Source organism: Prauserella flavalba (assembly GCF_003202235.1).
GTDB classification, from domain to species: domain Bacteria; phylum Actinomycetota; class Actinomycetes; order Mycobacteriales; family Pseudonocardiaceae; genus Prauserella_A; species Prauserella_A flavalba.
Map to the genome: position 1 here is coordinate 1 of NZ_MASU01000005.1, position 17,913 is coordinate 17,913.

16 protein-coding genes and 1 pseudogene are annotated in these 17,913 nt (G+C 70.7%); 7 read left to right on the top strand and 10 right to left on the bottom strand.

Annotated elements, in window-relative coordinates; all coding sequences use genetic code 11:
• Positions 1-92 precede the first annotated feature (92 nt).
• Both BA062_RS07280 and BA062_RS07285 read left to right on the top strand, forming a co-directional pair.
• On the top strand, positions 93-1,751 hold the full coding sequence (locus tag BA062_RS07280; RefSeq protein ID WP_425452904.1) for an IS4 family transposase: 1,659 nt from the start codon (positions 93-95) through the stop codon (positions 1,749-1,751).
• 33 nt (positions 1,752-1,784) lie between these two features.
• Positions 1,785-2,345, top strand: a pseudogene (locus BA062_RS07285) (IS256 family transposase); the annotation flags it as partial.
• A gap of 291 nt (positions 2,346-2,636) precedes the next feature.
• Here BA062_RS07285 and BA062_RS07290 read toward each other — a convergent pair.
• The 5 genes from BA062_RS07290 to BA062_RS07310 form a co-directional block, all read right to left on the bottom strand.
• Positions 2,637-3,398, bottom strand: coding sequence for a PIG-L deacetylase family protein (locus BA062_RS07290; protein WP_210406795.1), 762 nt, complete (start codon positions 3,396-3,398; stop codon positions 2,637-2,639).
• 123 nt (positions 3,399-3,521) lie between these two features.
• Complete coding sequence (locus BA062_RS07295; RefSeq protein ID WP_110335314.1) at positions 3,522-4,862, bottom strand: acetyl-CoA carboxylase biotin carboxylase subunit; 1,341 nt, start codon at positions 4,860-4,862, stop codon at positions 3,522-3,524.
• Positions 4,859-5,098 (bottom strand): acetyl-CoA carboxylase, encoded by a 240-nt coding sequence (locus BA062_RS07300; RefSeq protein ID WP_110335315.1) that lies wholly within the window; start codon positions 5,096-5,098, stop codon positions 4,859-4,861. Before BA062_RS07300 ends, BA062_RS07295 begins: the two co-directional genes overlap by 4 nt.
• Before the next feature lie 4 nt (positions 5,099-5,102).
• Positions 5,103-6,086 carry a 5-oxoprolinase subunit C family protein gene (locus BA062_RS07305; protein WP_110335316.1) on the bottom strand — a complete coding sequence of 328 codons (984 nt, stop codon included), beginning with the start codon at positions 6,084-6,086 and terminating at the stop codon, positions 5,103-5,105.
• The gene (locus BA062_RS07310) at positions 6,083-6,985 is read right to left on the bottom strand and encodes a 5-oxoprolinase subunit B family protein (protein ID WP_110335317.1); all 903 of its coding nucleotides are present in this window, start codon (positions 6,983-6,985) and stop codon (positions 6,083-6,085) included. Before BA062_RS07310 ends, BA062_RS07305 begins: the two co-directional genes overlap by 4 nt.
• Positions 6,986-7,135: 150 nt before the next feature.
• On the opposite strand from BA062_RS07310, the gene BA062_RS07315 reads away from it, so the two are divergent.
• Positions 7,136-7,909: a LamB/YcsF family protein gene (locus BA062_RS07315; protein ID WP_110335318.1), complete on the top strand. Its 774-nt coding sequence runs from the start codon at positions 7,136-7,138 to the stop codon at positions 7,907-7,909.
• Between the two features lie 40 nt (positions 7,910-7,949).
• Here BA062_RS07315 and BA062_RS07320 read toward each other — a convergent pair whose 3' ends face one another.
• The 3 genes from BA062_RS07320 to BA062_RS07330 are packed head-to-tail and all read right to left on the bottom strand — an operon-like array spanning position 7,950 to position 10,989.
• Complete coding sequence (locus BA062_RS07320) at positions 7,950-8,927, bottom strand: acetyl-CoA carboxylase biotin carboxylase subunit family protein (RefSeq protein WP_110337045.1); 978 nt, start codon at positions 8,925-8,927, stop codon at positions 7,950-7,952.
• A 5-nt stretch (positions 8,928-8,932) separates the two neighbouring features.
• A complete protein-coding gene (locus tag BA062_RS07325) occupies positions 8,933-9,820 on the bottom strand; it encodes a 5-oxoprolinase subunit B family protein (RefSeq protein WP_110335319.1) in 888 nt (295 codons plus the stop codon).
• A 2-nt stretch (positions 9,821-9,822) separates the two neighbouring features.
• A complete protein-coding gene (locus BA062_RS07330) occupies positions 9,823-10,989 on the bottom strand; it encodes a PucR family transcriptional regulator (RefSeq protein WP_146240009.1) in 1,167 nt (388 codons plus the stop codon).
• 160 nt (positions 10,990-11,149) lie between these two features.
• Between BA062_RS07330 and BA062_RS07335 the strand changes: the two genes are divergently transcribed.
• Positions 11,150-11,530: a YybH family protein gene (locus tag BA062_RS07335; RefSeq protein ID WP_110335321.1), complete on the top strand. Its 381-nt coding sequence runs from the start codon at positions 11,150-11,152 to the stop codon at positions 11,528-11,530.
• A 36-nt stretch (positions 11,531-11,566) separates the two neighbouring features.
• Here the strand turns inward: BA062_RS07335 and BA062_RS07340 are convergent, their stop codons facing one another.
• Both BA062_RS07340 and BA062_RS07345 read right to left on the bottom strand, forming a co-directional pair.
• Positions 11,567-12,913 carry a cytochrome P450 gene (locus BA062_RS07340; protein ID WP_110335322.1) on the bottom strand — a complete coding sequence of 449 codons (1,347 nt, stop codon included), beginning with the start codon at positions 12,911-12,913 and terminating at the stop codon, positions 11,567-11,569.
• Positions 12,914-12,946: 33 nt separating this feature from the next.
• Positions 12,947-13,780 carry a mycofactocin-coupled SDR family oxidoreductase gene (locus BA062_RS07345; protein WP_110335323.1) on the bottom strand — a complete coding sequence of 278 codons (834 nt, stop codon included), beginning with the start codon at positions 13,778-13,780 and terminating at the stop codon, positions 12,947-12,949.
• 154 nt (positions 13,781-13,934) lie between these two features.
• Here BA062_RS07345 and BA062_RS07350 point away from each other — a divergent pair, with 154 nt between their 5' ends.
• From BA062_RS07350 to BA062_RS07360, 3 genes are read left to right on the top strand one after another with little or no spacing between them, the layout of a single operon-like run.
• Positions 13,935-16,325: a CaiB/BaiF CoA-transferase family protein gene (locus BA062_RS07350; RefSeq protein WP_110335324.1), complete on the top strand. Its 2,391-nt coding sequence runs from the start codon at positions 13,935-13,937 to the stop codon at positions 16,323-16,325.
• On the top strand, positions 16,322-17,524 hold the full coding sequence (locus BA062_RS07355) for a thiolase C-terminal domain-containing protein (protein WP_110335325.1): 1,203 nt from the start codon (positions 16,322-16,324) through the stop codon (positions 17,522-17,524). The genes BA062_RS07350 and BA062_RS07355 overlap by 4 nt, the downstream gene beginning before the upstream one ends.
• The gene (locus BA062_RS07360; protein ID WP_110335326.1) at positions 17,521-17,901 is read left to right on the top strand and encodes a Zn-ribbon domain-containing OB-fold protein; all 381 of its coding nucleotides are present in this window, start codon (positions 17,521-17,523) and stop codon (positions 17,899-17,901) included. The genes BA062_RS07355 and BA062_RS07360 overlap by 4 nt, the downstream gene beginning before the upstream one ends.
• The last annotated feature ends 12 nt before the right edge of the window (positions 17,902-17,913 follow it).

Here is a 17,913-nt window from a genome sequence, read left to right on the forward strand (position 1 = left end):
TCGGGCGGGGCCTGTCAAGTGCTCCGCAGGTGTGTTGCGCGGCGAGGTGATCGAGGCTTCTGGTAAGGCAGGGATCGACCAAGATCATCCTGCTGCGAGAGGTCCCGTTGCGCGATCAGTGTGCCCTTTCTTCGTCCCGGCTCACCGGGGAGGATGCCCGATTCCGGATGGCGCCGGGGCATCTGGGCGAGTTGACTCGTTACCTCCCCGTGGAGCTCGTCGACGCCGTGTTGGCCGAAACCCGAACCGTGGAGCGGAGACTGCGGTGCCTGCCGTCTCGGGTCGGGGTGTACTTCGTCTTGGCGCTCACGCTGTTCCCGTCGTTGGGGTACTCGCGGGTGTGGGACAAGCTGACCGCCGGGCTGCGGAGTTATGTCCGCCTCTGCCCGAGTGAGAAGGCTCTTCGTGACCTCCGTCGGCGGCTCGGGCCCGCGCCGTTCAAGGCCTTGTTCGAGATCGTGGCTGGTCCTCTGGCGCAACCGACCACGGCAGGGGTGTGCTACCGGCGCTGGCGGACCGTCGCCTTCGATGGCTGCAGCGCGGTGAAGGTCCCCGACTGCGAGCGCAACCGCGCCTGGCTGGGGAGGATCCAGGCGCGGCTGGGTTGGGCGGGCTATCCCATGCTTCGGCTGATGACATTGTGCGAGACAGGGACGCGCGGCGTGCTCGGCGCCGCGTTCGGACCGATCAGCCAGTACGAAACCGGGTATGCACGCCAGTTGCTGCCGCTATTGGACGCGACCATGCTCGTACTAGCCGACAGAGGCTTCGACGCCGACGACTTCCTCGCCGACACCGCCGCGACTGGCGCCCAGCTCCTTATCCGTGTGACCGCCCGACGCCGGCCGGCGATCCTTGCCGCACTACCCGATGGTTCCTACCTGACCCGGTTGGGCCGCTTGAAGCTCCGCGTCATCGACGCGGAGATCACGATGACTGCGAGCAGCGGTGAACGGGTTGTGGAGCACTACCGGATCGCCACCACGCTGCTGGACTGCCGTCGTGACCCCGCCGAGACGCTGGTGCGGCTCTACCACGAACGGTGGGAGGTCGAGTCCGCCTTCTACGCCCTGCGGCACACCCTGCTGCGCGGAACCGTACTGCGGTCACACGATCCCATCGGTCTCGAGCAAGAACTGTGGGCCCAGCTCACCGTCTACCAGCTCCTACGCACGGCCATGGTCGACGCGGTGGAGTCCCGGCCAGGCTCCGATCCCGACCGCGCCAGCTTCACCATCGCTCTGGAGGCCGCGCGAGATCAGCTAACCCTTGCCGCGCCGGCACAAGACGCCGCGCGCGACGCACTGATCGGTGTCGTCGGCACCGCGATCCTGGCCGGTCTGTTGCCTCCTCGACGTCGCCGCACCAGCGCCCGAGCGGTCAAGGCAGGTCGCACCCGCTATCCCGTCAAACCGGATGAGCGTCGTCCCCGCCGCAGTCGCCCGATCACGAGCCTGGTCCTCATAGTCCGGCCCGCTCCTACCAGCCCACCGTCGACCAGATCAGACGACCCCGTAGATCGCCGCAAGGCTGTCCGCGGGACCAGGCCGATGGGCGCAGGGCACCGCAACCGCGTCTTCCACCTGATGTCCCGTCAGCCGGACCGTGTCTGGCGCCCGATCGAAGTCGCCGCGCACCTGGACGTCCCGAACATCGCGACGCAGATGAACCAATGGGCCACCGAAGGCGTGCTCCGCAAAGTCGGCTACGGCAAATACACCCTGGCCGACGAATGGAAAACAGCCCATTGACAGGCCCCGTCCCGGCTTAACTTCGTGGCCTTGGGCGTCCGAGACGTGTTTTTCCTGATCTGCGATGGTCTCAAAGGACTTCCCGACGTGGTCGAACAAGTGTGGCCGCAGACGATCGTGCAAACCTGCATAATCCACCTTATCCGGAATTCGTTCCGATTGACATCGAGGAAATACGCGGACGAGCTGAAACGGGACCTAAAAGCGATCTACTCTGCACCGACGGCGGATGCCGCGGAAGTTGCATTGGACGAGCTCGATGATAAATGGTCGGAAACCTACCCAGCATTGATTCGACTCTGGCGCAAAGCCTGGACCGAGTTCGTGCCCTTCCTTGACTATGACATCGAGATCAGGAGGATGATCTGTTCGACAAACGCCATTGAATCCCTCAACGCCCGCTACCGCCGCGCGGTACGGGCACGCGGGCATTTCCCGACCGAGCAAGCGGTTATGAAGTGCCTGTACCTTGTCACCCGAAGCCTCGACCCGACCGGCACCGGAGCCGCCCGCTGGGCAGTGCGCTGGAAGCCCGTGATCAACGCTTTCGCCGTCACCTTCGGTGACCGCTGGCCGGGAGCCGAGACCTACTAATCGAAACCGCCAGAAACACCGCTCGTGTTACGGACCCACCAACGCGCAGCGGCCCCGGTACGGGATCGGTGTACCAGTAGCGCATTGCCGCGCGATGCCGGCGTCTGCCCAGGACCTCGTCGTGTCAGGGCGATCGGTTCATGACGTGCCCGTGTTGCTGGGATCGCGGAGTGTCCCCAGGGGACGGTCTTGTTCCCGTTCCGTCGCAGCACGATCAGGGCGGGCGGCGCTGAAGCCACGGCTCGGTGTCTCGGCGCGCCGCCCGGTGAATGGGTGACTGGCTGGCTTGGGTCAGTCCTGCAGTGATTCGGTGAGTAGCTGCGGTGGTGCCTGCAGGTCGCGGGCGCGGAACAGGACGGCGTGCTCGACGCCCATCGCCTTGCCGCTCAGCGCGGCGAACGTCGGGATGAAGTCCTTGGGGGCCGGGTGGCCGGGAAGTGCGGCCAGGTACGCGGCGTGCGCCTCGAGTGACGCGACGCCGCGGCGTAGCGGCTCGCCGGTGACCTCGACTCCGTGGGTCGCGCCGGCGCCGGCGAGTGCGGGGCTGATGAACCAGCGCACGGTGTGTGGTTCCAGGTCTTCGTCGTCGATCTGCTCGGGGAAGACCCACCGGTTGCCGGCGTCGCGTACCGCGTCGAGTGTCGCGAGGCCGGCCGCGCGGTGGTCGGCCTGTTCGAAGCCGTAGGGCGTGTCGATCTCGGTTCCGCCGCCGAGCACGACGTCGGGCTTGAACCGGCGGATCTCCCGGCAGATGTCCCGGCGCAGGTCGAGGCCGTAGACGAGCACACCATCCGGATGGTCGAGGACGGTCAGGTGCTCGACGCCGACGACGGCGCAGGCCGCCTGCTGTTCGGCGACGCGCAGGCGAGCCGTCTCCTCGGGAGGGTTCGGCATGCCGGCCTCGCCGCGGGTGAGCAGGAGGTAACCGACCTGGATGCCGCGCGCGGTCCAGCGAGCGACGGCCGCGGAGGTGCCGTACTCCATGTCGTCAGGGTGCGCGACGACGCAGAGCACGCGTTGGAAGGACTCCTCGGGGAGCGCAGGTAATGTCATGACGGCTATCCTCGCGCGTTCGAGGCCCGCTGTCCGCCCTTTTACCTGCAAGCCCGTGCGGTCGGCCGCGGCAGTGGTACAGCCACTCCGACTGCGCCGGCCCAGCACAGCGCAGGAGTGCCGTCAAGGTGCCCCGTCTCCCCGTTCCTCCAGCCAGCGCGTGTGCACGGGCCCCTCGCACAACTCTGGATCGGCCAGCAGGCGGGCGTGCAGCTCCGCCGTGCTACTCACACCCTCGATGCGCAGTTCGGCCAGTGCCTGGCGCGCTCGCGCGAACGCCTGCTCGCGGTCTGCGCCCCAGCAGATGAGCTTCGCGAGCATCGAGTCGTAGAACGGGCTGATTCTCTGGCCTGCGGCGAACCCGCTGTCTACGCGCACGCCCGGACCGCCGGGCAGGTCGAATCGCTCCAGCTGCCCCGGCGTCGGTGCGAAACCGTTGTCCGGGTCCTCGGCGTTGAGCCGTACCTCCACCGCGGCGCCGTCGAGCACGATGCCGGACTGCGACACCGACAGCGACTCGCCCTCGGCGATCCGCAGCTGTTCCGCGACCAGATCCACGCCGGTGACGACCTCGGTGACCGGGTGCTCCACCTGGATGCGCGTGTTCATCTCCATGAAGTAGTAGGTCCCGTCCGGCGCGAGTAGGAATTCGACCGTGCCCGCCCCGCGGTACCCGACGTGGCGGGCGAGCCGCACGGCGGCGTCGGCGATCTCCGTGCGCAGAGCCGGGTCCAGACCGGGCGCGGGCGCCTCCTCGATGAGCTTCTGCCTGCGCCGCTGCACCGAGCAGTCGCGTTCGAACACGTGCACCACGTTGCCGTGGCCGTCGGCGAGCACCTGCACCTCGATGTGCCGGGCCTCCGGCACTGCCCGCTCCAGGTAGACGGTGCCGTCGCCGAATGTCGCGGCCGCCTCGGCCTGCGCGGTCGCGAGGACGCCGGCCAGTTCGGAAGCGCCGGCCACGGGACGGATGCCACGCCCTCCACCGCCGGCGGAAGCCTTGACCAGCAACGGAAATCCGATTTCGGCTGCGGCCCGTTCGGCGTCGGCGGCACCGGAGACCGGGTCGCTGCCCGGCACGATGGGCACCCCGGCCTCCCGCGCGGTCCGGCGGGCGACCGCCTTGTCGCCCATCTTCTCGATCACCTCGGGCGGCGGCCCGATGAACGTCAGGCCAGCGGCGGCGACGCGCCTGGCGAACTCGGCGTTCTCGGCGAGGAAGCCGTAGCCGGGATGCACGGCGTCCGCGCCGCTCGCCTTGGCGGCGGCCAGCACGGCGTCGACGTTGAGGTACGACTTGGCCGCGGGGGAGGGGCCGATGTGCTCGGCGGCGTCGGCCAGTTCCACCCAGCGAGCGCCCGCGTCGGCGTCCGAGTACACGGCGACCGCCTCGGCCCCGGCCTCGTGGCACGCGCGGACGATCCGCAGCGCGATTTCGCCCCGGTTGGCGACCAGCACCTTCACGCGCCGTCGACCTCCATGATGTCCTGGCCCATCGACACCTCGTCGCCGTCGGCGATGAGGAATTTGGTCACCGTGCCGGAGACCTCGGCCTTGACCTCGTTGAACGTCTTCATGACCTCGATCAGCGCGATGGTCTGGCCCTCGCTGACGTCGCTGCCCTCGGCCACGTAGGGCTCGGCCCCGGGGCTGGGACAGCGGTAGAACACGCCGGGCATGGTGGCCTTGATCGTCGCCATGTCGTCACTCCTTCAGTTCGTTGCTGATCCGGTCAAGACGTTCCCGCCGTTCGCGGCGCGCCGCCAGCGCCTGGTCGATGTCCACCGATACGAAGGACACCTGATCGCCGGTCTTGGTCTGCGCGATCCGGTCCCGGTCGGCGGAGATCACCGTGCCGATCGTGGCGTAGCCGCCGCCGGTGACCGCGTCGTTGAGCAGGACGATCGGCTCGTCCCCTCCCGGCACCTGGATGGAACCCACCGGGTAGCCGAGGTCCACGACGTTCGCCGGGTCGCTGCCCGCGCCGAACGGCTGCTCGCGCTCCACGAAGTCGAGCGTGCCGCCGCGCAGGCGGTAACCGACGCGGTCGGCGTCCTTGGTGACCTTCCACGTGGTCTCCAGGAACGACCGCAGCGCGGCGTCGGTGAGTCGGTATGAGCACAGCCCCACCACAGTGCGCAGCTCGGCGACCTCGGGGAACGAGGGGCGCAAGGATTCGGAGACGCCCGAGCCGGGTGCCGGCGCGGTGCCCACGGGCCGCTCCCCGAGCGGCAGCCGGTCGCCGTCGGCGAGCTTGCGGCCCTCGAAGCCACCCAGTCCGGTGAGCGTGTAGGTCGAGCGGGAGCCCAGGTAATCGGGAACGCCGATGCCGCCGGACACGGCGAGGTAGACCCGCGCGCCGCCGGTGATCATCGCGAACGACAGGACGTCACCGGCCTTGACGGGGATGGTCTCCCACGGCTTCACCGGCTCGCCGCTGAGCGTCACCGGCACGTCGGCGCCGGTGACGGCGACAAGCCGGTCGTCGGTGAACTCCAGCTCCGGCCCGATGTAGGTGGCCTCGAGGGCGGCCGCGCCCTCCGGGTTGCCGACGAGCAGGTTCGCCGCGCGGTAGGAGAACTGGTCCAGAGCGCCCGAGGGGGGCATGCCGATCTCGTAGTAGCCGTCGCGACCGGTGTCCTGGACGGTCGTGTAAAGCCCTCCGGTGTGGACGATCAGCCCGTTCATCGGTAGAGCACCTCCAGCAGCTCGTTGTTGACGGCGTCGGGGTCGGCGAGGAAGTCGCCGGGCCGGAACTCGAACTCGCGGATGCGGTAGCGGAACGTCTTCGCCTCCACCTCACGCCGGACCTGGTCGAACTCGGCCTGGTCGATCGCGCGGTATCGGACGATGTCGCCCGCCTTCGGGAAGACGATGCTTTCGGCGAAGTCGGGCAGGGTCTGCGACAGATCGAACACGGGTGCCGGCGCCATGCCGAACAGCTGGTAGCCGCCCGCGCCGCGCACCGGGTACACGACGGCGAAGGCGCCGCCGTAGCCGAACGCGCGCTCGGGGGTGTCGGTGCGGGGCCGGATGTACTTGGGCACCTCGATCTGCCGGTCCCTCGGCACCATCTGGTAGCAGAACGGCAGGCCCGGCACGAAACCGAGCATGGTCACGATGTACGGCGCGCCGGAGAGCGCCTCGACGAGCTGGGGCACGCCGTCGAATCCGTTGAGCCGCGCCGCGTACTCGAGGTCGGTGGCCCCGGGGTCCTGATGCCGGTCGCGGAATCGCAGCAGCGTCTCGCGCGTCCACGGGTCGTCGTAGAGCACCGGCACGTCCACCACGCGGGTGGACAGCACCTGGTCGGCGGTCAGCTCTGTCGCCGACGCCTCCAGTGAGCGGAGCTGGTCGACCAGCTCGGCCGGGTGCAGGCGCTCCGGATCGACGCGGATCAGGTACGAGGCGTTGGAGGGGCAGATGTCGAGCACGCCGTCGAGCCGCCGTTCCCGCAGCGCTCCGGTGATCGTCATCGCCTTGAAGTTCGCCTCCAGGCTCATCGCCTGGTCGATCTCGACGAAGACGAACTCGTCGCCGCCGTATTCGTACCTCGCGGGCGGGAGCGCCAAGGTTGTCGCGGCCACGCCACCCTCCTCGTCTCGGCTGTCACGGTTGCGACCACCTTCTCCGGGTCGCGGCGCGGCAGCTATTGGCCCGATGGGACAGCTCGGGCGCCGCTCGTTGTCCAAACCGATGAATTGCCGCCGCACCGGCCCGCCCAGCAGTGTGGAGGCATGAAGACGCTGATCGACCTGAACGCCGACGCAGGCGAGAGCTTCGGACGCTGGCGGCTTGGCCACGACGAGGCCCTTCTGCCGCTGGTCAGCTCCGTCAACGTCGCGTGCGGCTGGCACGCGGGCGACCCGGCGACGATGCGCCGTTCGGTCGAGCTGGCGAAGACGAGCGGCACGGCGCTCGGCGCGCACCCCGGCTTGCCCGATCTTGCGGGGTTCGGGCGCAGGGCTCTCGCGCTGTCGCCGCGTGAGGCCGCCGACGCGTGCCTCTACCAGTACGGCGCGCTGCGCGGCTTCGCCGACGCGCTCGGCGTGGGCGTCACGCACGTCAAGCCGCACGGCGCGTTCTACGGGCTCACCATGCGCGACCCGGCCGTCGCCGACGCCGTCGCCGACGCGGTCGCCTCCGTGTCGACGGATCTCGTCGTCGTGCTGCTGGCGGGGCCGACCGCCGACCGGATCGCCAAGCGCGGCCTGCGGGTGGCCAGGGAGGCGTTCGCCGACCTCGAGTACGACGAGAACGGCGACATCATCATCGAACCCGAACCCCGGCCGAAGGACCCGAGGGCGTGCGCGGAGCAAGCGGTGGCGATCCTCGGCGGGACGGTGCGCACGACCGCGGGCACCCGGGTCGCCGTGGACGCCGACACCATCTGCGTGCACGGCGACCGGCCGAACGCGGTCGAGATCGCGACCGCCATCAGGGAGCGCTTCGCGGACGAGGGCGTCACCATCGCCCCGATGCACGACGTTTTGTCAGCTCACCGGTCGTGAGTGCCGAACCGGGTCCGGGCCGCTCAGCACTCCGAACCCGTCACAGCGTTTCCAGGTGCCGGGGGTCCAGCGGGAACTCCACGTGCGCGGCGAGCGACCGCGCCTGGTCGAGACCGACTTCGCGGAAGCGAACGGTGTCCTGCCCCGGCCGCAGCTGCCCGACCTTCCACAGCGCGGCCTGTACGATCGTGGCGACCACGGTGAAGCCGCCGGACGTCGCACCGTCCGGGCCGAGGATCGTCGGCACGTCGCCGTTGACGATCACGCCGCCCACCGGATAGCTGCCGTCGAGCACGTTGGACGGATGGTCGCCCGCGACCCCGCCGTCCGGCCTGGCCCAGCGGAACCGGTGAGGGTTCAGCAGCACCGCGAGCCGGTCGGAGTTGAGGTTCACCCGCCACGTCAGCGTCACCAGGTCCCGCCAGTCCTCGGCTGTGAGGAAGTCCGGGTCGGCGTGTGGGCCGCGCAGCACCTCCAGCTCCCAGTGCCGGTGGTAGGCCGGGCGCAGCGCCTGCGGCACGCGCAGCCGCGTGCCGGGTGCGGCGTCGCCGACGGACAGCAGGTCGCCGCGGATCAGGGCACGCCCGTCGAGACCGCCGAGTGCCCCGGCCGTGTGCAGCGCCCGGGACCCGAGCACGTCGGGCACGCCGATACCGCCGGACACGGCGAGGTAGAGCCGGAAGCCGGGCCCCTTCGCGGCGGTGCAGGTGAGCACGTCGCCCGGCCGCACCTCGACGCTCTCCCACAGGGGCACGGGCACGTCGTTGACCGCAGGGCCGCAGCCATCGGCCCCGCACAGTGCGACGAGGCCGTGGAAGTGGGCGCGCGCGGAGAACCGCCCGGCCGGTATCTCCAGCGCGGCGAGGCCGGGGGCGTTGCCCACGAGCACGTTGGCGAGGCGGAACGCGAGGTCGTCGGCGGGCCCTGACGGAAAGATGCCCTTGGCCTGCAGTCCCACGCGACCGGGGTGGTCCTGCACCGTCGTGCACACGCCAGGGTCGAGGATCTCCAGCGTCATCGGTCTCACCGCCACGCCACGTAGTCGGCGACAGCGAACGGGGCGTCCTCCACGTGGTAGCTGTAGGAGTCGTCGAGCACCCGCCTGCGGGCCCGGAGCAGGTCGTCCTCGTCAACGCGGGTGAACCGCACGCGGTCCCCGGCGCGGATCAGGAACGGGTCGTCGCGGAAGGCCCGGTTGCGGCCGAGCAGGTCGTAGATGGGCAGCGTGCGGCCGAACAACTGGTAGCTGCCCGGCGAGTCGACGGGGTAGACGGCCACGCACGGGCCGCCGATGCCGACGGCGCCCTCCGGTGTCCACGCCCTGGTCGGGTTGTACTTCGGCACGTTCAGGGTGGATCCGCTGAGCGGGAACAGGAACGGCAGGCCGGGCGCGAAGCCGGTGAACGCGGCCCACCATTCGGTGCCGAGGATCGCCGCGTACAGTTCCTCGGCCCCGGCGAGTCCGTTCTGCTCCACCACGTAGGCGATGTTGCTGCCGCCCTCGGTGTACGGCGCGTCGGCGCGGATCGTCGTGGCGTAGCGGTGCACGGCTTGCCTGGTCGCCGAGTCGTCGAACGCGATGGGCAACTCGACGCGCCTGCCGGGCAGAGTGAGCGCGGAGACCTCGGGCTGGCGGTCGTGCACGGCCTGCAGGTGCTCGACCACCGCGTCCCGGTTCGCGACCGCGGGATCGAACCGGACCAGGATGGACCGCAGCCCCGGCGCCGCCTCGACGAACCCGGGCGGCGGATCCTCGGCCAGCCCGGTCAGCACGCCGACGGCGAAGAAGTTGAGCCGCAGATCGAGCTCGGCGTCGCCGTACTCGGCGAGCACATAGCGGTCACCGGCCTGCCGGTAGGTGATGGCGGGCCGTCCGCTCTGCTGGCGCACGGCGGCGATGACGGCGCCCATGGTCAGGTCGCCTCCCGCAGTCGCAGCGCCAGCCACAGCTCGGCGCGCACGGTCGGGTCGTCGAGGTCGGCGTCGAGGAGCTCGGTGATGCGCCGCAGCCGGTAGCGCAGGGTGTGCCGGTGGATCCCGAGCGCGGTGGCGGACGCGTCGACAAGGCCGTTGTTGCCGAGAAACACCCGCAGCGTCGAGATGAGGTCCAGTTTGGACCGGTTGGCGTGCTGGTCGAGCGGGTCGAGCAGCGCCGCGGCCCACCCCTGCGCACCGGGGTGGTCGAGCTGCGCCAGCAGGCCCGCGGTGGCGACGTCCTTGGCGAGCACGAGCCGGTCGGTGCCGCGCGGGGTGCCGAAGAAGACCGAGCGGGTGCGCCGGAACGCGTCGGGCACCTCGGCGAGTGTGCCGCCCTCGCTGACCACGCCACGCGAGTGCGGCACCCGGTGCAGCACCTCCTCCAGGGCCTGCAGGTCGCCCTCGGCCACGGGCAGGAGCACGACGACGCTGTGCCGGTCGTAGCGGGCGACGAGCGCCCCGGTCTGACCGAGCCCCTGGTGTCGTTCGGCGGCGCGCAGCAGACCGGGCAGCTCCTCTACGGCGCAGCTGAGCCAGGCCACGCGCAGTGGCGCTCCGGGCAGGGGCACGCCGAGGATGTCGGCGGCGGACTCGGTGAGCTCAGGGTGCCCCGCGGTGGCGAGCCGCAGCACCGCGAGGTTCGCGGCGCGCTGTCGTTCGACGGCCTGCAGCTGACGGCTCATGTCCAGTGCGAGCAGGCCGACGGCGCTGGCGAGCACCGAGTGGTCGGCGGGGCTCAGTGGCGCTTGCCGGCCCGCTGCGAGATACCCGGCGACGTCCCCGTCAGTGCCGATGGGCAGCACCGCCACCTGGTCGGTGCCGAAAGCGAGGGACGCGGCGTGAAGCGGGGAGCCACCGGCGAGCCGGTCGATGTCGAGGCGCAGGCTGGCGGCGTGCCTGCGGGCCTGCGACGGCGCGCTGTGCAGGGCGGCGCCGGTCTCGTCGAGAAGCAACACCCAGCACTCGAGAGCGGACGCGAGCTCCGTGACCACGGCGCGGGGCCCGCCCGAGGAGAGCGCGGCGCCGATCAGCGAGCGCTGTGCCTCGAGCGCGCCGGACAGCGCGTTCTCCAGCCACCGCACGGTCGGTTCTCTGGCACTCACGGCATCCTCCCGCCGTGCAGTGTCGCATCCCCGCCACCGCCCCGGCAGCTGGGCGGTGAGGAACGCGTCGCGGCCGGTCCTGACCGGGAGCCGGAGGCCGCCGAGGATCCGGACGAGTTCGCGGAGCCGATCCTGCGCCAGCGGTGACAGACTCTGGCGCATGGACGAACAGCGACTGCGGGCGTGGGTCGCCGCCTACGAACGCGCCTGGCGAACACCGGGCACGGAGGTGCTGGGGGAGCTCTTCACGGCGGACGCGACGTACCGGCAGACGCCGTACCGCGAGCCCGTGCGCGGGCTGCCCGCCATCGCGCGGATGTGGGAGGCCGAACGTGCCGGGCCTGACGAGGTCTTCCGGATGACCGGCGAGCCGGTGGCCCTCGACGGTGACACCGCCGTGGTGCGGGTGGAGGTGAGCTACGGCGAGCCGGTGCGGCAGGAGTACCGCGACCTGTGGGTCATCCGCTTCGCCGGTGATGGCCGCTGCCGGGCCTTCGAGGAGTGGCCGTTCTGGCCGGAGAAGTCCCATCGCCCGGACTGACGTGGGGAGCAGGGTCCTGCTCCCCACGCCGGCGGGTCACGGCCCGCTGCGGACCGGCCGGTCGCCGCGGTCGGGGTCCTCGGTGAACCTCAGCCACAGGCTGGCTGGCCCATGGAAGAGGAAGCTCGGCCGGTACGGCGGCGGGTACTCCTTGCCAGGGGCGAGCTCGATCGCGGAGAAGCGGTCGGTGATCTCCTCCAGCGCCACCTTCATCTCCTGGCGGGCCAGCGGTGCGCCGATGCAGAGGTGCGGGCCCCAGCCGAAGGTCATGTGCCGGGTGGTCTGGTCCTCGTCGAGGTCGACCTTGTCGGCGTTCAGGCCGTACGCGGACTTGTCGTAGTTGGCGCCGGCGAAGGACAGCCACACGAAGTCACCGGCATTGACCTGCCTGCCACCCACCTCGACGTCGGCCTTGGCGCGGCGGAAGATGCCGAGTGCCGGTCCCGCGACGCGCAGCATGCCCTCGATGTAGTTGGGGATCTTCTCCGGCTCGCGGCGCAGCCGCTGGTAGGTCTCCGGATTGGTGGCGAGGTCCTCCAGCATGCGCGACATCGCGGCGTCGGAGGTGTCGGCGCCGCCCACGACGAGCAGCTGGTAGACCATCATCAGGTCGTCCCGACTCATCCGCTCCGGGCTCTTCTCGTTCTCGTGCACCACCATCGACGTCAGATCGTCGGTGGGGTTGTGCATGCGGTCTTCCGCGGCGGCGTTGAAGTAGTCGTCGAAGTCGAACCGGGTCTTCGACAGCTCCCGGATGTTGTCGTCGGAGAGGTCCTCGGTCGCGATCATCGAGTTGAGGTCGGTGACCCAGCCGCGCAGCTTCTGCCGGTCCTCCTCGGGAAGCCCGAGCACCGCCGAGATCACGGCCATGGGGTAGGGCTCGGCGAAGGTCTGCACGAACTCGACCTCACCGGCCTTCGCCGCGACGTCGTCGAGCAGCCTGCGGGCGATGCGGCGCATGTTGTCCGCGTTCTTGCGCACCGCCGTGGGCGTGAGCGCGCGGTTGATGATCCGCCGGTGTCGCGTGTGGACCGGCGGGTCGGAGAACAGCAGCACGCGACGCGCGCCCGCTCCGTAGCCTTCGATGCGGTGCTTGGTCTCCGGATTCTCCCGCGCCAGCTCGATCATCCGGGTCCACACCGCGTCGGCCTTCTCGCCGATGCACTGTTCGGCCGAGAAGTCGGTGTTGTTGTTGAGCACCTGCGTGGCCAGCTCATAGCTGGTCACCACCCAGAAGTTCGCGTCGGCGTACCAGGAAATCGGTGCTTCCTCCCTGGCGGCGTCGAAGTGCTGGAAGGGGCACCGCAGTGCCTCCTTGTCGAACTCGAAGACGGGCGCGTACTTCGGGCGCGTGGACTCGGATGTGTCCGGTGTGGTCGTCACTGTGCCTCCTGCTTCGTCGAAGGGGTGTGCTGCTCAGGAGCGGACGAGCTGTCCGCCGTCGACGGGAACGGTGATGCCCGTGATGTAGCGCGCCTCGTCGGAGGAGAGCCACAGCACGGCGTTGCTGACGTCGACCGGTTCGAGCCAGGGGTTGGGCAGGATCGTGAGGCCCTTGTAGGCCTCGGCGATGTCCTCCCGCGTGGGGTTCGGGTTGTCCGGGAGGAACTGGGAGATCAGCGCCTTGTTCATCGACATGTCGGTGTTGATCAGCCCGGGGTTGACGGTGTTGACCCGGATCGCGTGCGGACCCAGCTCCTGGGCGAGGGTCTGCATCAGGCCGATGATCCCGGCCTTCGACGCGGAGTAGTGCCCCATGCCGCCGAAGCCCTTGATGCCGGCCACGGAGCTGACGAGCACGATCGCGCCGCCGGTGGCCTGCTCGATCATCGCCGGGGCCACGGCCTTGACGGTGTTCCAGGTGCCGGTGAGGTTGGTGTCGATGATCGCCTGCCACTGCTGTGGCGTGAGCTCCCACGCCGCGCCGAGGGTGGAGATCCCGGCGTTGGCCACCACGATGTCGAGCGACCCGAGTGTTCGCCGGGCCTCGGCGACGAGTGCCTCCAGCGCTGCGAGGTCCCGGACGTCGGCCTGGGAGGTGATCACCCGCCTGCCGTGTTTCTCCACCAGCGCCGCGGTCTCCGCGAGGTCCTCGGGCGTGCCCATCGGATACTGCACCCCGTCCTCCTGGGTGCAGTGGTCGAGCGCGACGATGTCGGCGCCCTCCTCCGCGAGCCGGACGCAATGCGACCGTCCCATGCCCTTCGCGGCGCCCGTGACCAGCGCAACCTTGTTCGCAACGCGCGCCATCGCACTCTCCTTCGAGTCGTGTCGGGTGGGTCACAATGTAGGTGAACGCGAAGTTGACTGCAACTTCAATTCGAACTTGAAGTCGACGTCGAGTTGTCGTAGGGTCGGTGCATCGTCGGCGACGGGGCCGCGAACGTGACCGGAGGAGGTCGGTGTGCCGGGACGGGGCGTGTACTCGGGTCTGCGGGTCGTGGATCTCACGCAGGGCGTGGCCGGAGCCATCACCACGATGTTGCTCGCCGACGCCGGTGCGGAGGTGATCCGGATCGACCTTCCCGGTGATCCGTGCGCTCACCTCTCGGGCTACCGCGTGTGGCACCGGGGCAAGCGGCGCGCGAGCCTGGACCTCGACGCCGATCTCGCCGAGATCAGGGCGCTGGCCGCCGGTGCCGACGTGCTCGTGGAGACGTTCGAGCAGGCTCCGGCCGGGCTCGACGCCGCGTCGCTGTCGGCGCTCAACCCCCGGCTGGTGCACTGCTCGATCACGGGCTACGGCGACGCCGCCGCACACCGCGGCCGTCCCGCCGTGGACGCGCTGGTGGCGGCGCGCACCGGGCTGCACTGGGAGGCACGCGGCATCCCCGGCACCACGATCGGCAGGCTCTCCGGCTGGACCGACCCGCTCGCGGACCTCGACGCGGACCCCGCGACAGCGGTGGGTCCCGACCGGCCGGGCCCGATGTTCACCGGCATCCCGTGGGCCAGCAACGCCGCGGCGTACCTCGCGACGATCGCGGTGGCGGGAGCCCTGCGCGCCCGCGAGGTGTGCGGGCGCGGACAGCACGTGGCGACGTCACTGTTGCAGGGCGTGCTCTGCTCGACGAGCATCGCGTGGCAGCGCGCCGAGCTGCCCGACAGCGAGAGCTACCTCGGCTGGACCACGGATCCCCGTGCCCCCAAGGGTTTCTATCGCACGTCCGACGGCCGGTGGGTGCAGCAGTGGGTGCAGCTGCCGGGGTTCATGCTCGGCGTCAGCGAGGGCGACGAGCTGGTGCTGCCCGAGCGCGGCGCCTCGCCGAAGGACGCCGACCTGCGGATCTCCACCGACTACACGGAAATGGTGCTGCTGCACCACTTCCACCCGCAGATGGAGGCCGCCGCGGCCCGGTTCCCCGCCGCCGAGTGGGAGAAGGTCGCGAAGGCCGCCGGGGTGCCGTTCGAGATCGTGCGCCCGCCCGAGGAGGCGCTGCTCGACCCCGCGCTGCTGGAGGACGGCTGTGTCGTGGAGCTGCCGGATCCCGAGCACGGGGCGATCCGCTCGGTCGGCTCGGTCGTGCACCTCTCTGAGTGCCCCGCCCCCATCGAGAAGGGGACCGTGCCACCCGGTACCGACACCGCGTGGGCGCGCGAGCAGGCCGCCCGCGCGCCGGAACCCACGCCCTCGGCCGGGACCGACCCCGCGGCGCCGCTCGCCGGCATCCGCGTGCTCGACCTCGGGCTCGCGATCGCGGGACCGTACGGCGCGCAGCTGCTGGCCGATCTCGGTGCCGACGTCATCAAGGTCAACGCCAAGCACGACGACTTCTGGATGCGCACGCAGTACTCGCACATGTCCAACCGCGGCAAGCGCAGCCTGGCGATCGACCTGAAGGACCCGCGCGGGCTCGCCCTCTTCTACGACCTCGTGCGCGGCGCGGACGTGGTGCACCACAACATGCGGTACGGCGCCGCGCAACGGCTGAAGATCGACTACGAGTCGCTGAAGAGCGTCAACCCGGCCCTCGTCTACTGCCACACGCGCGGTTACGAGCACGGCGAGCGCGACAGCAAGCCCGCCAACGACCAGACGGCCGCCGCGCTCGCGGGCACCGAGTGGGTCGACGGCGCGGCCGACAGCGGCGGCACGCCGATCTGGCCGTCGATCTCGCTGGGCGACACGGGCAACGGGCTGCTGTCGGCGATCGGGGTGCTGCAGGCGCTCTACCACCGGGACCGGACGGGCAGGGGGCAGTTCGTCGACACGTCGATCGCCTACGCCCACCTGCTCAACGCGTCGATGGCCTGGACCACGCCCGACGGCTCGGTGCGCGGTGACCGCCCGGTCGTGGACGCGGACAGCTGGGGTATCTCGGCACTGCACCGCATCTACCCGGCTTCCGAGGGCTGGCTGTGCCTGGCCGTCACCTCCGAGGACGACTGGCGGGCGCTGTGCGCCGCGGTGCCCGCGGTCGCGGGCAAGGGCCGGGGCGACGCCGACCTCGCCGGCGTGCTGGGCGCGGCGTTCGCCACCGACACGGCCCAGGCGTGGGGCAAGATCCTCGACGCCCACGGCGTACCCGCCGAGGTGTGCGCCACCGCGCCGGGCACCGTGCTCTTCGACGACCCGGACCTCAAGGACCGCGGGCTCGTGGTCGGCTACCGGCACCCCGTCACCGGCGACATGGAGATGGCGGGCAGGCTCATGGACCTCGCGGGCGGCCGCGGGTCCGGACGGCCGCCGCTGATCGGCGAGCACACCCGGGAGATTTTGCTCGAGCTGGGCCTGTCCGGGGTCGATGTGGACGCACTGCTGGAGGCCGGTGTCGTCAGGGACGGTGTGGCATGACGTCCGGCTACGCCCCGCACCGCGACCGGTGCGCGATCGCCGGGATCGGCGAGACGGCCTACACCAAGCGCTCCGGGATGAGCGACCTCGCGCTCGCCGTCACCGCGTGCACGGCGGCGCTGGAGGACGCGGGCATCCCCGCGGCCGAGGTCGACGGCATCGTCCGCAACGACTTCGACCTCGTCACCCACAACGAGCTGGCCGACGCGCTCGGCATTCCGAACCTCACGTACTGGGGCATCAACGGCGCGGGAGGATCGGCGGCACCGGCGCAGGTCGCGCAGGCGGTGGCCGCGATCGAGAGCGGCCAGGCGTCGACCGTGCTGGTGTTCCGCGCGCTCAACGGCCGCTCGGGCGCCGACCGCTACGGGCAGACCCGGCGGGTCACCGACGGTCCGCTCGAGGTCGGTGGCGGCAGCACCTACGACGAGTACTTCCTGCCGCACGGGCTGGCCGCGGCCGGGCAGGCGTACGCGATGGTCGCCCGCAGGCACATGATCGAGTACGGCACGACGTCCGAACAGCTCGCGCACATCGCGCTCGCCTGCCGGGAACGCGCCAACGCCAATCCTCGCGCACAGCTGGGTCATCGCACGATGACCTTGGCCGACTACGAGGCCGCCCGCATGATCTCCGACCCGCTGCGGCTGTTCGACTACTGCCTGGAGACCGACGGCGCCTGCGCGCTCGTGGTCACCTCGGCGGAGCGCGCGCGGGACGGCCGCCGTCCCGCCGCGCTGATCCGCGCGGTGTCGATGGCGACCGGCCGGGCGCCGAAGGGCGGCGTGCTGTTCCCCGTGCTGCTGCGGGACTCCTACACGACGTTCCCCTCGGCGGCGGTCGCCGAGACCCTCTACCGCCGCGCCGGGTTCGGCCCCGACGAGATCGGCGTCGCCCAGATCTACGACTGCTTCACCATCACCGCGCTGATCCAGCTGGAGGACTACGGCTTCTGCGAGAAGGGCGAGGGCGGGCCGTTCGCGGCCAGCGGCGCGCTCGGCCTCGACGGGAGGCTGCCGATCAACACCGGCGGCGGGCACCTGTCGGAGGGCTACCTCCACGGCCTCAACCACGTGGTCGAAGGCGTGCGGCAGGTACGCGGCGAGTCGACGTCCACAGTGGAGCGCAACGAGGTCTGCCTCGTCACCGGTGGCTCGCCGCCCGCGTCCAGCGCGCTGATCCTGAGGAGGGACACATGAGCCTGCCGGTGCCCCGCACGACCGACCCGGACTCCGCGGAGTTCTGGGCCGGAGCCGCGAGGGGCGAGCTGCTGGTGGCGATCGGACAGGACGGCACACCCGTCCACCCGCCGCGCGTCACCGGCGTGAACACGCCGGTGCGCTGGGTGCGGGCCGAGGGCACCGCCCGGCTGCACACCTGGACCGTCGCCCGCCACACCGTCGACCCCGCCTTCCCCGCGCCCTACACGGTCGTGCTCGTGGAACTGGACGACCACCCGGGAGTCCGGTTCGCCGGGCACCTCCCCGGGACCCCGGAGCTGTACGCGGGAATGCCGATGCGCGTGCGGTTCACCGACCGCGACGGCACCGTCGTTCCACAGTGGATCCCCGCCTGACCCCCCGGAAGT